The organism is Streptomyces sp. IMTB 2501, from assembly GCF_001953885.1.
In the GTDB taxonomy this organism is placed as follows: domain Bacteria; phylum Actinomycetota; class Actinomycetes; order Streptomycetales; family Streptomycetaceae; genus Streptomyces.
This window is the reverse complement of the sequence record NZ_MQUS01000016.1, coordinates 26,506-41,076: the sequence shown is the minus strand read 5'-3', so window position 1 is coordinate 41,076 and position 14,571 is coordinate 26,506. Positions and strand designations below refer to the sequence as shown.

The following is a 14,571-nucleotide window of genomic DNA, read 5'->3' as shown; positions in this document are numbered from 1 at the left end:
CCGCACGCACGCCCCCCTCCGGCGCAGTGACGATGGACTCCCAGACCTCACAGTCAGCCCAGGCATCCCAGTCACCTCACTCACCTCACACCTTCCAGGTCGACCTGCGCGGCCTGGTGGACCTGCTCTCCCATCACCTCTACTCCAGTCCCAAGGTCTATCTGCGCGAGCTGCTGCAGAACGCCGTCGACGCCGTCACCGCGCGGCGGGCCGAACAGCCGGACGCTCCGGCGCTGATCCGGCTGCACCCGGTGGACGGCGGCCTGCGGGTGGAGGACAGCGGCGTCGGCCTCACCGAGGCGGACGTGCACGAACTGCTGGCCACCATCGGGCGCAGCTCCAAGCGCGCCGAGAGCCTGCGGGAGGCCCGCTCGGACTTCCTCGGCCAGTTCGGCATCGGTCTGCTCGCCTGTTTCCTGGTCGCCGAGCGGATCCGGGTGGTCAGCCGCAGCGCCCGTACGCCCGGCACGCCGCCGGTGGAGTGGATCGCGCGCGACGACGGCTCGTACACCGTGCGCACGCTGGACGGCTCGGCGCGGCCCGAGCCGGGCACCACCGTGTATCTCACCGCCCGCGCGGGAGCGGCCGAGTGGCTGGCGCCGGAGCGGGTGCTGACCCTGGCCCGCGACTTCGGCGCGCTGCTGCCGTACGACGTCCGGGTGGGCGAGGAGCCGGTCACCGAGCTGCCCGCGCCCTGGGACCGGCGGTATCCGAGCCCGGCGAGCAGACGGGTGGCGCTGGCCCGGCACTGTCGCGAGCTGTTCGGTTTCGCGCCGCTGGACTCGATCGACCTGGACGTGCCGCCGGCCGGGATCCGCGGGGTGGCGTACGTGCTGCCCGCGGCCGTGAGCCCCGCCCAGCGGGCGACCCACCGGGTGCATCTGAAGGGCATGCTGCTGACCGAGCGGGCCGAACAGCTGCTCCCCGACTGGGCGTTCTTCGTGCGGTGTGTGCTGGACACCGACAGCCTGCGGCCCACGGCCTCGCGCGAGTCGCTGTACGAGGACGAGACGCTGGCCGCCGTGCGGGAGGCGCTCGGCGAGAGGATTCGTTCGTGGCTCACGGGACTCGCCGCCGGTGATCCCGAGCGGCTGACGGCCTTTCTCGCCGTGCACCACCTGGGCGTGAAGTCCCTCGCCCGGCACGACCGCGGCATGCTGCGCACGATGCTGCCCTGGCTGCCGTTCGAGACCACCGACGGGCAGCTGTCCCTGGAGGAGTTCGCGCAGCGGCACCCGGTGGTGCACTTCACGCGGACCGTCGAGGAGTACCGGCAGGTCGCGCCGATCGCCTCGGCGCAGGGTGTCGGGGTCGTCAACGGCGGCTACACGTACGACGGCGAGCTGGTCGAGGCGCTGCCGTCGGTGCGGCCGGGGACGGTCGTCGCCGAGCTGGACGCGGACACCGTGACCGCGCACCTGGACGCGGTCGACCCGGGCGAGGAGCTGGCCCTGACCGGCTTCCTGGCGGCCGCGCGGGCCCGGCTCGACCCGCTGAACTGCGACGTCGTGCTGCGCGCCTTCCACCCGCTGTCGGTGCCCGCGCTGCACCTGGACGACCGGGCCGCCCGGCACGAACAGGCGCGCGCGGCGGCCGAGGAGCAGGCGGACGACCTGTGGGCGGGCATCCTGGGCTCGCTGCGCGGCAGCGCGCCACGCGCGCGTCTGGTGCTCAACCATCTCAACCCGCTGATCCGGCGCATCGGTTCACTGAAGGACCCGGAACTGATCGGCACCGCCACCGAGTCGCTGTACGGGCAGGCCCTGCTGATGGCGCATCGCCCGCTCCGGCCGGCCGACTCGGCGCTGCTGAACCGGGCGTTCATCGGCCTCCTGGAATGGGCCACACACGGCGGGTCCACGCACGGGGAGGGTGATCGCTGATGGGTGACGGCGACGGAATCGACGGAATCACCGACCTCGACGCGCTGCGCCGGGCGCTGGAGGAGAACGCCGGGCGGCCGGAGGGTCCGGCCCGCAACGCGCGCGCGGAGCAGCTGCTCGCCGAGGCCGAGCTGCTGAACATCCCGCTCGCCGTGATCGAGGCGCTCGGACACCAGCTGAAGGTCTACAACTACAGCTCCGAGAAGGACAAGATGTTCGTCCCGTTCGCGCGGCTGCTGCGCATGTGGGACGAACGGCCGGAGGACTTCGACGAGTACGAGGCGCACTCGCTGCACTGGGTCTTCAAGTGGATGTCGGCGGGCATGCTGGACCAGCCGCACATCCCGCTCGCCTCGATCGAGAAGTGGCTCGGCGAGATGGCGCACCGCTACCGGCTCGCCGGGCACTCCGAACGGGCCGTGCACAGCGCTGAGTTCAGTGTGGCCGAGCACACCGGGGACGTGCCGCGCGCGGAGCGGGCGTACTCGGCGTGGCTCGCCGCGGACCGGGACGCGATGGCCGACTGCCACGCGTGCGAGCTGCACGCGCAGGGCATCTGGCAGGTCACGCGCGGCCGGGACGCGCAGGCGCTGGAACTGTGGCGGCCGGTGCTGGAGGGCGAGTTCGCCTGCGCGCACGAACCGCACACCGTGCTGGCGTCCTCGCTGGCTCCGCTGCTGCGCCTTGGGCGCGCGGACGAGGCGCGCGCCCACCATCTGCGGGGCTTCCGGCTCGTCCGCCCGATGGAGTCGATGCGCGGCGCGTACGCCGACCATGTGGAGTTCTGCGCGCTGACCGGCAACGAGGCGCGCGGCCTGGAGCTGCTCGCCGAGCGTCCGGCGTACTTCACGGACACCGGGCATCCGCGCAGCCGGCTGGACTTCCTGGCCGTGGTGGCGCTGCTGATGGACCGGCTGACCGGGCTGGGACTCGCCGGACAGCGGGTGCCGGGGCCGGCCGGGCGGTCCTGGACCGCGGGGGAACTCGCCGGGCACGCGCGTAAGGAGGCGCTGGAGCTGGCCGAGCGGTTCGACCGGCGCAACGGCACGTCGAATGTCGGTGAGCGGACCCGCGCGCGGATGGCGCAGCAGCCGCTGGTGGACCGGCTGCCGCTGGGCGTGCGTACGGTGCGCCCCGCGCCGCCACCGGCGGCCGCGCCACCGGTGGCCGAGGCCGCGGACACGCCCGACCTGGCGGCGCTGCTCGCCGAGGCACGGCGGCTGTCCGAGACGCTGCAGCCGCACGCCCTTGAGGCCTGGGCCGCGGTCGCGCGGGCCGCGCGCGGCACCGAGCCGGCGCCACGCGACCGCGCGGAGATCGCCGACCACGAGGCGATGGCCAGCGGCCCCGAGGGCGTCGAGCTGTTCGAGCGGGCGGCGGCGCTGTACACGGAGGCGGGCGACCTCGGCGAGGCACTGGCGGCACGCGCGCGTGCCACGTACGTCCGCGCCCTGGCGGGCGAGGTGGACGCCGCTCTGGAAGCGGTCACCGGACTGTACGACGAGGCCCTCGCGCTGTACGCCGACGAGGCCACCGGCGTACGGCAGACGGCCTCGGTGGTGATGAGCCGCGCCCGGATCCTGATGCGGTGCGTGCACGACGGATCCGGCGAGGCGGCCGTCACGGAGGGCCTCGCCCGGGCCGAGCAGGCCGTGCGCGAGGTGCTCGCACTGGTCGGGGGGCGGGTCGCGGACGACGTACGGCTGGCCGCCCGGGACGCGGAGGCGCGCGGGATGCTCGCCGAGCTGGCGCTGCTGCGCGGGGACGGCGACCGGGCAGCGGAGCTGTTCCGGCGGGCGGTCGACGGGTACGTGAGCGCCGGGCTGCCGTGGTTCGCGGTGGAGTACGAGGCGCAGGTGGCCGCCCTCGCCCATCAGGCCGGCGACCCGGCCGGGGCCGAGCGGGCGCTGCGCTCCGCCCTGGAGCACGGCGGGCCGTACGTGGAGCCGGTCGGGCGGGCGCAGCTGCATCTGCAGCTCGCGGAGATCGTCGGCGCGCGGGGTGCGGTCGCCGAGGCCGCCGAGCACGCCTGGGAGGCCGCGCACTGGGCCGACGAGGCGGGCGCCGGGGGTACCCCCTCCGGGGGAAGCGCGCTGGGCGGCTGGGCGCGACAGCAACTGGGCGGGCTGCTGCTGCGCCAGGGCCGCTGCGCGGAGGCCGCCGAGGTGCTGGAGTCGGCGCTGGCCGACCTGTCCGCCCAGACGCACGGCGACGGGGCCGTCGTCCAGGCACGGTGGTGGCTCGGCGACTGCCTGAGCGAGCTGGGCGACCACCGCGCGGCCGCCGAACACCGGCTGCGCGCGGCCGAGATCGCCCGGCTCTGGCCCGAGCAGCAGGACCACGCCACGCTCGCCCATCTCGCGGGCGAGTCCCTGAGCAAGGCCGGTCTGCTGGAGGAGGCGGATCGGGCCTACGCGCGTGCGGGCGAGCTGTGGCACGCGCTGGGCAACGCGCCTTTCCGCGTCCGCTCGTTGCGGGCCCGTGGCTGGCTGGCGCTGCGCGGGGACGGTGCAGCCGAGGGTGCGCGCGAGCTGATGGCGGAGGCGGTACGGGAGTGCGAGCGGGCGCTGGAGGCCGCCGCGGACCCGGTGGCCCGGGAGCAGCTCGGCATCGAACTGGCCCACACTCACAGCCAGTTCGGCGATCTGCTGGCCCGCTCGGTGGCCGAGGAGGCCGAAGACGGCGTGATCCGGGCCGCGTTCGAGGCGGCGCTGGTCCAGCTGGAGCGGGCGGCCGCGCTGTTCGGCACCCTGGGCGCGGACGGGCTGCACGACCGTACCGGCGCCGAACTCGCCGCCGGCTGGCTGGCGGCCGACCTCGGCCGGCCCGCGGAGGCGGCGGCACGCGCGCGTTCCGTACTCGCGGCCTACGAGGACACCGACGACGCGGACGAGACCGTACGGGCCCGGCGGGCGGAGGCAGCCCAGTTGCTCGAACAGTGAGGCGGTGTCGGGTCACTCCACGCCGATGAGCAGCAGCGTCCCCTGCCGGCCGCCCCGGTACACCACGGTGTCCACGGCGAGGTAGGACTCCCGTACGCGTGCCTCCAGGTGCTCGGCGATGGTCTCGGGGGCCTCGTCGCCGACGACGAGGGTGACCAGCTCGCCGCCGGCCTGGAGCATGCGGTCCAGGACGGTCGCGGCGGTGGCGGTGACCTCGGGGCCGATGACCGCCACGTCGCCGTCGATCAGCCCGAGCACGTCCCCGGCCTGGCAGATGCCGGCCGTCGTCCAGGACTCGTGTTCGGCGACGACGACCTCGGCGTACCGGGTGGCGCCCGCCGCGGCGGTCATCTGGACGACGTCCTCGTCGAACCGGCGCTCCGACTCGTGCACGGCGAGCGCGGCGATGCCCTGGACCGCCGAGCGGGTCGGGATCAGGGCCACCCGGATGCCCTCGGTGCGGGCCTGCTCGGCGGCCGCGGCGGCCGTATGGCGCAGCTCGGCGTCGTTGGGCAGCAGGACGACCTCGCGCGCGTGGGCGCGCCGCAGCGCCTGCACCAGCTCCCCGCTGGCGGGCGGCTCCCCGGGGCGCGCGAGGACGGTCGTGGCGCCCGCCTCGCTGTACAGCCCGGCCAGGCCCTCGCCCGGTACGACGGCGACGACGGCCCGCTGGACGCGCTCGCGCGGGAGCCGCTCGCCGCCGGTGTGCGCGTCGCCGAGCCCGAAGTGGGTGATCCGGATCCGGTACGGCCGTCCGGCCTCGACGCCCGCCTCCACGGCGGCGCCCGCGTCGTCGACGTGCACATGGACGTTCCACAGCCCGTCGCCGCCGACCACCACCAGGGAGTCGCCGAGGGCGTCGAGGCGGGCCCGGAGCCGGGCCACGGCCGGGTCGTCGGCCTCCAGGAGATAGATCACCTCGTAGGCGGGCCCGCCGTCGTCGGACCTTTCGGCGCAGAGGTCGGCGTCGGAAACGGGCTCCACGCGCGCGTGCCCGCCGGAAACGGCCTCCGGAACGGTCGGCGTCTCCCGTACCGCCTCCCCCGTGAACGCCTCCACCAGCGCACCGAGCACCGCCACGAGCCCCTGCCCCCCCGCGTCGACCACCCCGGCCCGGCCGAGCACGGCCAGCTGCTCCGGTGTGGCCGCCAGGGCCGTCCGCGCACCCTCGTAGGCCGCCCGCGCGATCGTCCCGCAGTCGCCCTCGGCCCCTTCGGCGGCCTCGGCGGCGGCCGAGGCGACCGTCAGCACCGTGCCCTCCACGGGGTGGGCCACGGCCTGCCGGGCGGAGTCCGCGGCCCGCCGCAGCGCCAGCCGCAGCCCGGCGCCGTCGATGCGCGGCGCCTCACGCCCGGCGTCGTCGGCGAATACCTGGGCCATGCCCCGCAGCAGCTGCGCCAGGATGGTCCCGGAGTTGCCCCGGGCCCCGATGAGGGCCCCGTGGGCCATCGCGTGCGAGGCGTCCGCGAGGGACGGCTCCCCGGCGCCCGTCTCGTACCCGGCGAACACCGCCTCCACGGCCGTGGCCGCCGACTCCAGGGTGAGGTAGAGATTCGTTCCGGTGTCACCGTCGGCCACCGGATAGACGTTGATCGCGTCGATCTCCGCACGCGCGCGCCCCACCGCCGCGAGCGCCAGACCGCACCAGGTGCGCACCGCGAGAGCATCGAGGAATGTCTGCGGCACCTGCGCCACCTGCGCCTCCCTGAACTGGCTGGACGTGGTCGCAGCGTAGACCGTGGACCCCTGTCCGCCGGAAGAGGGCCGGGAGCGGGGCCCTGAGCTGCCATGGTAGTTTCGTTGTACGGGCGCAGCCGTTGTATGCTGCTCCGGTTGCCCGATCCCGATCGGGCTGTTCCCCTGGCAACGCCACTCAGATCTCAGGTCGTACGATCTCGATCCCGGCATGCCGGGATTAACCGTAAGTGCATCTGAAGTCTTTGGAGTGACCCGTGGCTGCCAACTGCGACGTCTGCGGCAAGGGGCCGGGCTTCGGCAACAACATCTCGCACTCGCACCGCCGTACGTCCCGCCGCTGGAACCCGAACATCCAGCGTGTGCGTACCGTGGTCGGCGGGACGCCGAAGCGCGTGAACGCTTGCACCTCGTGCATCAAGGCCGGCAAGGTCTCGCGCTGACGCCAACAGCTGAGCGCGCGGCCACTGCTGGTTCGCTGCACTGAGCCGGTCCACCTGAGGGTGGACCGGCTTTTTGCCGTACCCGGAAAATCCGGTCCCCCGAAATCCCGGTCACCTGCCAGAATCGCGGGAATGCGCTTCGGCATCCTGGGCCCGCTGGACATCCGTACCGGCGACGGCGGCCCGATCGACCCCGGCGGCCCCCGCCCCCGCGCCCTGCTCACGCTGCTGCTCCTGGACGCCGGCCGCCCGGTCTCCACGGAGCGGCTGACCGACGGCCTGTACGGCGCCGAGCCGCCCGCCGGAGCGGCGGGCGCCCTGCAGTCGCAGATCTCCCGGCTGCGCAGGCGGCTGGCCCCGCACACCACGATCGAGGCGGGACCGGCCGGTTACCGGATCGACGTCCCCGCCGACCGCGTCGACGCCCACCGCTTCGAACGGCTGGCCCGCGAGGGACGCGAGGCTCTCGCCGCCGGCGACCCAGAGGGTGCCGCGGCCCGGCTGCGCGAGGCGCTCGCCCTGTGGCGCGGCCCCGCGCTGCCCGACCTGCCGGACGCGCACGCCGACAGCGCACGCCTGGAAGAGCTGCGGCTGGCCGCCGTACAGGACCGGGCCGAGGCCGACCTCGCCCTGGGCGGCGGGCCGGAGCTGGTGCCCGAGCTGCGCTCGCTGCTGGCCGAGCAGCCGCTGAGCGAGCGGCTCTACGGGCAGCTGATGCGGGCCCTGCACGCGGCCGGGCGGCCCGCCGAGGCGCTCACGGTGTACGAGGAGGCCCGGCGCGCGCTCGCCGACGAACTGGGCGCGGATCCGTCGCCGGAACTGGCGGCCCTGCACCTGGAGCTGCTGCGGGGTGCCGAGGCCGGCCGGCCTCGGCTGCGGCTCCCGGCCCAGCTGACCCGCTTCGTCGGCCGGGACGCCGAACTGGCCCGTATCACCGCACTCCTCGCCGACACCCGGCTGGTCACGCTGACCGGACCCGGCGGGGCGGGCAAGACCCGGCTCGCGCTCGAAGCCGTCCGCGCCCGCGCCGACGCGTGTCTCGTCGAGCTGGCCCCGCTCACCGACGGCACCCGGATCCCGTACGTGATGCTCGCCGCCCTCGGGGTCCGGGAGGGCCTGCGTACCGCGACGACCGACAGCGCCGGGCGGCTGCTGGCCGCGCTGGAGGACCGGGAGGTGCTGCTGGTACTGGACAACTGCGAGCACCTCGTGGAGGACGCCGCGCGGGTCGTCACGCTGCTGCTCGGCTGCTGCCCCGGGGTGCGGATCCTCGCCACCGGCCGGGAGGCCCTCGGCATCACCGGCGAGGTGCTGGTACCGGTGCCCGCGCTACCGCCGGAGCCCGCCGAGCGGCTGTTCCTCGACCGTGCCCGCGCGGTGCGCCCCGGTTTCGACGGCCACGCGCGCGTACCGGACATCTGCCGGGCCCTGGACGGGCTGCCGCTGGCCATCGAGCTGGCCGCGGCCCGGCTGCGCACGCTGGACGCGCAGGAGCTGGCGGACCGCCTGGACGACCGCTTCCGGCTGCTGTCCCGCGGCGACCGCACCAAGGCGCCCCGCCATCGCACGCTGCGGGCCGTCGTGGAGTGGAGCTGGGACCTGCTGGACGAGGAGGAACGGGAGCTGGCCGGGCGGCTGACCGTGTTCCCGGGGGGTGCCACGGCGGACGCGGTGGAGGCCGTGTGCGGGGTGCCGTATCCGGAGGATCTGCTGGCGTCGCTGGTGGAGAAGTCGTTCCTGGAGGTGTCCGAGGGGCGTTACCGGATGCTGGAGACCCTCCGCGCCTTCGCCGCCGAGCACGTCACCGACGGCCCGGCGCTGCGGGACGCGCACGCCGCCTACTGTCTGCGGCTCGCCGAGCGCGCCGAGCCGTTGCTGCGCGGCGGCGACCAACTGCCCTGGCTGGCCCGGCTGGCCGCCGAGCACGCGAACCTGGACGCCGCCCTGCGCCACCTCACGGGCACCGACACCGCGCAAGCGCTGCGGCTGATGGCCGTACTGTCCTGGTTCTGGCGGCTGCGCGGGCTGCACGGCGAACAGGTGCCGCTCGCCCGCGCCCTGCTGGCCGCCGTCGGCGACGCACCCCCGCCGGGCCTGGTCGAGGAGTACGTCCTGTGCGCAATGAACACGCTCGCCGGAGACGGGGACGAAGGTGGTGATGGAGTCGCCCGGGACGACCTCGTCGCGCGCGTGGACGCCCTCCTCGCCGCGTACGAGGGGCCCCTGCGGATGCCGTTCGTCCTGGTGCTGTGGTCGATCGTGGCGGGCCCGCAGCCGCACACCGACGAGCGGGCTGTGACGCAGGCCGGCGACGACCCGTGGGCGCGTGCGCTGCTGGACGTGGGACTCGGCTACCAGGAGCAGTTCGCGGGCCGTGCCCGGGAGGCCGAGGAGTGCTTCGCGCGGGGGCTGGAGGGGTTCCGCGGCACCGGGGACCGCTGGGGCATGGCCAACTGTCTCGACCCGCTGGGGATGTACCACGGGCTGCGCGGCGCACCACGGCGCGCCCTGGAGCTGCTGGACGAGGGGCTCGGGTACGTCGCGGAGCTGGCCGCGCCGGAGGAGATGGCCGACCTGCTGCGCAGCCGCGCCACCGTGCTGCTGCGCCAGGGGCAGCCGGAGCGGGCCGCGGCGGACTTCGAGCGGGCGCTGACGCTCGCCCGCACCGCCGGGGCCCGGGACAAGGCGGCGGGCGCGCGCAGAGGTCTCGGTGACGTGGCCCGGCTGTCGGGTGATCCCAAGCGCGCGCGTGGGCACTACGAGGAAGGCCTGCGGGCCTGTGCCGCCGGCTGGTTCGGGGTGGGCGAGACCGTGCGCATCCTCATCGGCCTGGGGCGCGCGGCCGCCGCCGAGGGACGGGCGGAGGAGGCCCGCGAGTGGTTCACGCAGGCGACGGGACTGGCCGGCGAGGGACCGGGCCACCTCGAACTCGCCGAGTGCGCCGAGGCGCTGGCGTCCGTCGCCGAGAGCCCCGAGCGGGCGGCCGTGCTGCTCGGCGCGGGCACCGGTCTGCGGGGCGCCGCACCCCAGGGCGACCCCGATGTCGCCGGCACCGTGCGGGCCGTCCGGGCGCAGCTGCCTCCGGAGGTCTACGACGGGGCCTTCGAGCGGGGCCGGCTGCTTCGGTCGGCGGCGGTCGGCGACCGGTAGACGGGGCAGCCGGCACACGACAGGCCGGGCGGGCGGCGAGCGGCAGGCCGGACAGTCAGCACACGACAGGCCCCGCACACGGTGTACGCGGCGGTGGGCACCAGGAGGACGGGCGGTCAGCACACACCAGGCCCGGCAGTCAGCACACGCAAGGCCCCGCAGCCAGCACACGCCAGGCCCGGCACACGGCACACGATGGGCCCAGCGGTGAGCACCAGGAGAACGGGCGGTCAGCACGCGATGGGGGCGCACGCCAGGCCCCGCAGTCAGCACACGGCAGGTCCGGTACACGGCACACCGTGGGCGCGGCGGTGGGCACCAGCAGACCTGGCGGTCGGCACGCGATGGGCGCGGCGGTGGGCGCACAGGAGGAACGGGCGGGCAGGTTGACGGTAAGCGGCGCGGTCAGCGAATGGTAGGCGGACGGTCAGCGCGCCCGCCGAGGCTGACGCCCATGACGCACACACACCACCGCCTCAGCCACCTGAACGTCCTCGTCTCCGGCGCCAGCGTCGCCGGACCCGCGCTGGCGCTGAACCTCGCCCGGTACGGCGCCCGGGTCACCGTCGTCGAGCGGGCGCCCGCCCTGCGCGGCGGCGGCTTCGCGGTCGACTTCCGCGGCCACGTCCACCGCGAGGTCCTCACCGGCATGGGCATCTGGGACGAGATCCACGCCCGCCAGACGCACATGGGCGCCCAGAGCGTCGTGGACGCCGACGGCACCCCGCGCGTGGCGCTGCCGGCCCAGATGATGAGCGGAGACGTGGAGATCTTCCGCGGCGAGCTGGCACAGATCATGTACGAACGCACCGAGGACCGCGTCGAGTACGTCTTCGGGGACTCGATCACCGCGCTCACCGAGACCCCGGACGGCATCGAGGTCACCTTCGAGCGCGGCGCGCCCCGCCGCTTCGACCTGGTGGTCGGCGCCGACGGCCTGCACTCCAACACCCGCCGTCTGGTCTTCGGCGACGAGTCCCGCTATCTGCGGTTCTTCGACCACTACGTGGCCGGTTTCCCGGTGCCCAACCATCTGGGCCTCGACCGCGGCGGCCTCCTGTACAGCGAGCCCGGCCGCTGTGTCGTCATCAACAACTACGACGGCGACCCGGACCGGGCCGGCGCCCTGCTGGTGTTCCGCTCCGAGCGGCTGACGTACGACCGCCGGGACACGGGCGCGCAGAAGCGGATCCTCGCCGAGCGGTTCGCGGACATGGGCTGGCAGACCCCGCACGTCCTCAAGGCGCTCGACGAGACCGACGACCTGTACTTCGACGCCATCGCGCAGATCCATGTCGACCGGCTGGCCAAGGGGCGGGTCGTGCTGCTCGGGGACGCCGGGTACGGCGCCACCATGGGCGGGATGGGCACCGGCGTGGCCGTCGTCGGCGCGTATGTGCTCGCCGGTGAACTCGCCCTCGCCGGCGGCGATCACCGTACGGCCTTCACGGAGTACGAGAGCCGGATCACGGGCTTCGCCAAGGGCTGCCAGAAGATCTCCGGCAACGCGGGTCCGTTCTTCGCACCGCCCACCGAGCGGCGCATCCGCAGCCGCGACCGGATGTACCGGCTGCTCAGCTCGCGCCTGCTGGCCGGTTTCTTCAAGCGGCTCACCGAGAAGGCGGCCACGGACATCGAGCTGCGCGACTACCCGGCGTGAGGGCCGCGCAGCGCCCACGCGTGGTCCACCGGGCCGATGCCCGCGCCGAGCGCGAATCCGGCCGCGATCGCCCCGGTGACGTACTCCTTGGCCTGCGTGACCGCGTCCGGCACGGTGAGTCCCTTCGCCAGCCCCGAGGCGATCGCGGAGGCCAGAGTGCAGCCGGTGCCATGGGTGTGCCGGTTGTCGTGGCGGGGGGCGCGCAGCCAGTGCTCGCCCGAGCCGTCGGTCAGCAGATCGACTGCCTGGTTCCCGCCCTCGCGCCCGGCATCCGCGGGCAGATGCCCGCCCTTGATCAGCACCCATCGCGGCCCGTACGCCAGTACGGCCTCCGCGGCTCGCCGCAGATCGTCCTCGGACTCGACGTGCACGCCGGTGAGTTGGGCCACCTCGTCGAGGTTGGGGGTGGCCACGGTGGCCGCCGGCAGCAGCTTCGTCCGTACGGACTCCAGGGCGGAGGCTGCCAGCAGCGGGTCGCCGTGCTTGGAGACGCCCACCGGGTCCACCACGGCGGGCGCGTCCGTGCCGGAGATCAACTCGGCGACCGCCTCGACCAGTTCCGCCGAGGCCAGCATGCCGGTCTTCACGGCCTGGACGCCGATGTCGTCGACGACGCTGCGGTACTGGGCCTGTACGGCCTCGACGGGCAGTTCCCACGCGCCCTGCACGCCCAGCGAGTTCTGGGCGGTCACCGCGGTGATCACGCTCATCCCGTGCACCCCGAGCGCCAGCATCGTCTTCAGGTCGGCCTGGATGCCGGCACCGCCGCCGGAGTCCGAACCGGCCACCGTGACCACGCGCGGGATCATGACTCGATGTCCCCGAAGTGGTCCCAGCCGCCCTTGCTGGTCCAGGGCGCCCCGTCGACGGTCACCTGGGGCAGCGCGGAGGGGTTGAGGACCTCGCCGATGACCTTCCAGCGGGCCGGCAGCTTGGTGTCCGCCGGGAAGGTCGCGACGATCGCGTGGTCCTCTCCCCCGCTCAGCACCCACTGCAGCGGGTCGACGCCGACGGCCTGACCGATGTCGTTCATCTGGGTCGGGATGTCGATCGCTCCGGATCGGATGTCGATACGGACCTTGCTGGCCTCGGCGATGTGCCCGAGGTCGGCGATCAGCCCGTCGCTCACGTCGCACATCGCGGTCGCGCCGAGCGCGGCGGCGGCCGGGCCCGCGTGGTAAGGCGGCTCGGGGCGGCGGTGGGCCTCGACGAAGGCGCGCGGGGAGCGGAAGCCGCGGGAGAGGACCGCGTAGCCGGCCGCGGACCAGCCCAGCCAGCCCGTGACGGCCACCAGGTCGCCGGGCTGGGCGCCGGCTCGGGTGACGGGCTCCTGGTTGCGCAGATCGCCGAGCGCGGTGATCGACACCATGATCGTGTCCCCGCGTACGACGTCCCCGCCGACCACGGAGGCGCCCGCGACCTGGCACTCGTCGCGCAGGCCGTCCATCAGCTCGCTGGGCCAGGTCACCGGGAGTTCGGCCGGCACGACCAGGCCGAGCAGCAGGGCGGTCGGTACGGCGCCCATCGCGGCGATGTCGGCGAGGTTCTGCGCCGCCGCCTTGCGCCCGACGTCGTAGGCCGTGGACCAGTCGCGGCGGAAGTGCCGTCCCTCCAGCAGGATGTCGGTGCTCGCCACCACCCGCCGGTCGGGCGCGGCGACCACCGCGGCGTCGTCGCCGGGGCCTACCCGCACCGCCGGGGTGGTGGTGAGACGGGAGGTGAGCTCCCTGATGAGCCCGAACTCCCCGAGCTCACCAACAGTGCCCTTCATTGCCCTTGCTCCCCTTCTCTGCCATGCCGTGCCCACTCGCGCGTCATCAGTGTCCCCGATACGGTCGAGATGACCGTCGACGCGGTCCTTCACGGCCGTCGACACGGTCGCGCAGACCGTCAACTTCCGTCGTGCCTGCACCCTGGCGCGCAAGCCCGGTTCCCGCAGGTCTCCCCGCGGGGAGCGGCGACGCGATACCGTGGCGTTCCTTTTCCCCACATGATCCTCGTGGCCGCCCTGGAGGTTCCGTGGTACAGGCGTACATCCTGATCCAGACGGAGGTCGGCAAGGCGTCGACCGTCGCCGAAGTGATCGCCAAGATCCCTGGAGTGATCCAGGCCGAGGACGTGACGGGTCCGTACGATGTCATCGTGCGCGCCCAGGCCGACACGGTCGACGACCTCGGTCGCATGGTGGTCGCCAAGGTCCAGCAAGTGGAAGGCATCACCCGCACCCTGACCTGTCCGGTCGTGCATCTGTAGCCCCCGTCTACGCTTGGCCGGTGAACATCTTCCGTCACCGGCCCTTCGGCCTGCTCGCGCCCGCGCTGCTGATCGCGGTCGCGGGCTGCTCATCAGCAGACGACAGTGCCACGGTGGCGGTTCCCAGCCCCGACGCGAAGACGGCGACGGTGTGCCGGGAACTGCACCGGGTGCTGCCGCGCAAGCTCGACGGACACGGCCGGGACGACCCCGAACCCCGGTCCGCCTACACGGCGGGCTGGGGAAACCCGGCGATCATACTGCGCTGCGGCGTCGTACGGCCGCCGAAGATGATCGATCCCAAGGTGGCCGAGGGCGGTGACCCCGATGCCATCGCGGGCGGGGTGAACGGCGTCGACTGGCTGATGGAGAAGCAGGGCGACGGCACCTGGCGGTTCACCACCGCGGGCCGCGAGGCCTATGTGCAGGTCAGCCTGCCCAAGGGGATGTCCGCGCAGGACGAGGGCACGGCGGTGCTCACGGGTCTCGCGGACACCGTGAAGAAGGCGATCCCCAAGGGGATCGCCTCCATGCGCGGATGATCC

10 protein-coding genes are annotated in these 14,571 nt (G+C 74.2%); 7 read left to right on the top strand and 3 right to left on the bottom strand.

The features are described 5' to 3' along the window. Positions 1–32 precede the first annotated feature (32 nt). Together AV521_RS26080 and AV521_RS26075 are read left to right on the top strand one after the other, a co-directional pair. Positions 33–1,883: an HSP90 family protein gene (locus AV521_RS26080; protein WP_076091260.1), complete on the top strand. Its 1,851-nt coding sequence runs from the start codon at positions 33–35 to the stop codon at positions 1,881–1,883. Beyond that, positions 1,883–4,825 carry a hypothetical protein gene (locus AV521_RS26075; protein WP_076091258.1) on the top strand — a complete coding sequence of 981 codons (2,943 nt, stop codon included), beginning with the start codon at positions 1,883–1,885 and terminating at the stop codon, positions 4,823–4,825. Before AV521_RS26080 ends, AV521_RS26075 begins: the two co-directional genes overlap by 1 nt. Positions 4,826–4,837: 12 nt before the next feature. On the opposite strand, the gene AV521_RS26070 is transcribed toward AV521_RS26075, so the two are convergent. Beyond that, complete coding sequence (locus AV521_RS26070; RefSeq protein WP_076091256.1) at positions 4,838–6,520, bottom strand: DAK2 domain-containing protein; 1,683 nt, start codon at positions 6,518–6,520, stop codon at positions 4,838–4,840. Between the two features lie 257 nt (positions 6,521–6,777). On the opposite strand from AV521_RS26070, the gene rpmB reads away from it, so the two are divergent. From rpmB to AV521_RS26055, 3 genes are all read left to right on the top strand, one after another. Beyond that, on the top strand, positions 6,778–6,963 hold the full coding sequence (gene rpmB / locus AV521_RS26065; RefSeq protein WP_003993230.1) for a 50S ribosomal protein L28: 186 nt from the start codon (positions 6,778–6,780) through the stop codon (positions 6,961–6,963). A gap of 132 nt (positions 6,964–7,095) precedes the next feature. Next, complete coding sequence (locus AV521_RS26060) at positions 7,096–10,113, top strand: BTAD domain-containing putative transcriptional regulator (protein ID WP_076091254.1); 3,018 nt, start codon at positions 7,096–7,098, stop codon at positions 10,111–10,113. Between the two features lie 454 nt (positions 10,114–10,567). Next, positions 10,568–11,773: an FAD-dependent monooxygenase gene (locus AV521_RS26055; protein ID WP_076091252.1), complete on the top strand. Its 1,206-nt coding sequence runs from the start codon at positions 10,568–10,570 to the stop codon at positions 11,771–11,773. Here the strand turns inward: AV521_RS26055 and thiD are convergent. Both thiD and AV521_RS26045 read right to left on the bottom strand, forming a co-directional pair. Then, complete coding sequence (thiD, locus tag AV521_RS26050; protein WP_076091250.1) at positions 11,761–12,582, bottom strand: bifunctional hydroxymethylpyrimidine kinase/phosphomethylpyrimidine kinase; 822 nt, start codon at positions 12,580–12,582, stop codon at positions 11,761–11,763. The two genes, AV521_RS26055 and thiD, sit on opposite strands and share 13 nt — an antisense overlap. Continuing rightward, on the bottom strand, positions 12,579–13,544 hold the full coding sequence (locus AV521_RS26045; protein ID WP_076091248.1) for a thiamine-phosphate kinase: 966 nt from the start codon (positions 13,542–13,544) through the stop codon (positions 12,579–12,581). Before AV521_RS26045 ends, thiD begins: the two co-directional genes overlap by 4 nt. Before the next feature lie 248 nt (positions 13,545–13,792). Here AV521_RS26045 and AV521_RS26040 point away from each other — a divergent pair, with 248 nt between their 5' ends. Together AV521_RS26040 and AV521_RS26035 are read left to right on the top strand one after the other, a co-directional pair. Beyond that, positions 13,793–14,026: an Lrp/AsnC family transcriptional regulator gene (locus AV521_RS26040; protein ID WP_023546505.1), complete on the top strand. Its 234-nt coding sequence runs from the start codon at positions 13,793–13,795 to the stop codon at positions 14,024–14,026. Between the two features lie 20 nt (positions 14,027–14,046). Further along, complete coding sequence (locus AV521_RS26035) at positions 14,047–14,568, top strand: DUF3515 domain-containing protein (RefSeq protein WP_076091246.1); 522 nt, start codon at positions 14,047–14,049, stop codon at positions 14,566–14,568. The last annotated feature ends 3 nt before the right edge of the window (positions 14,569–14,571 follow it).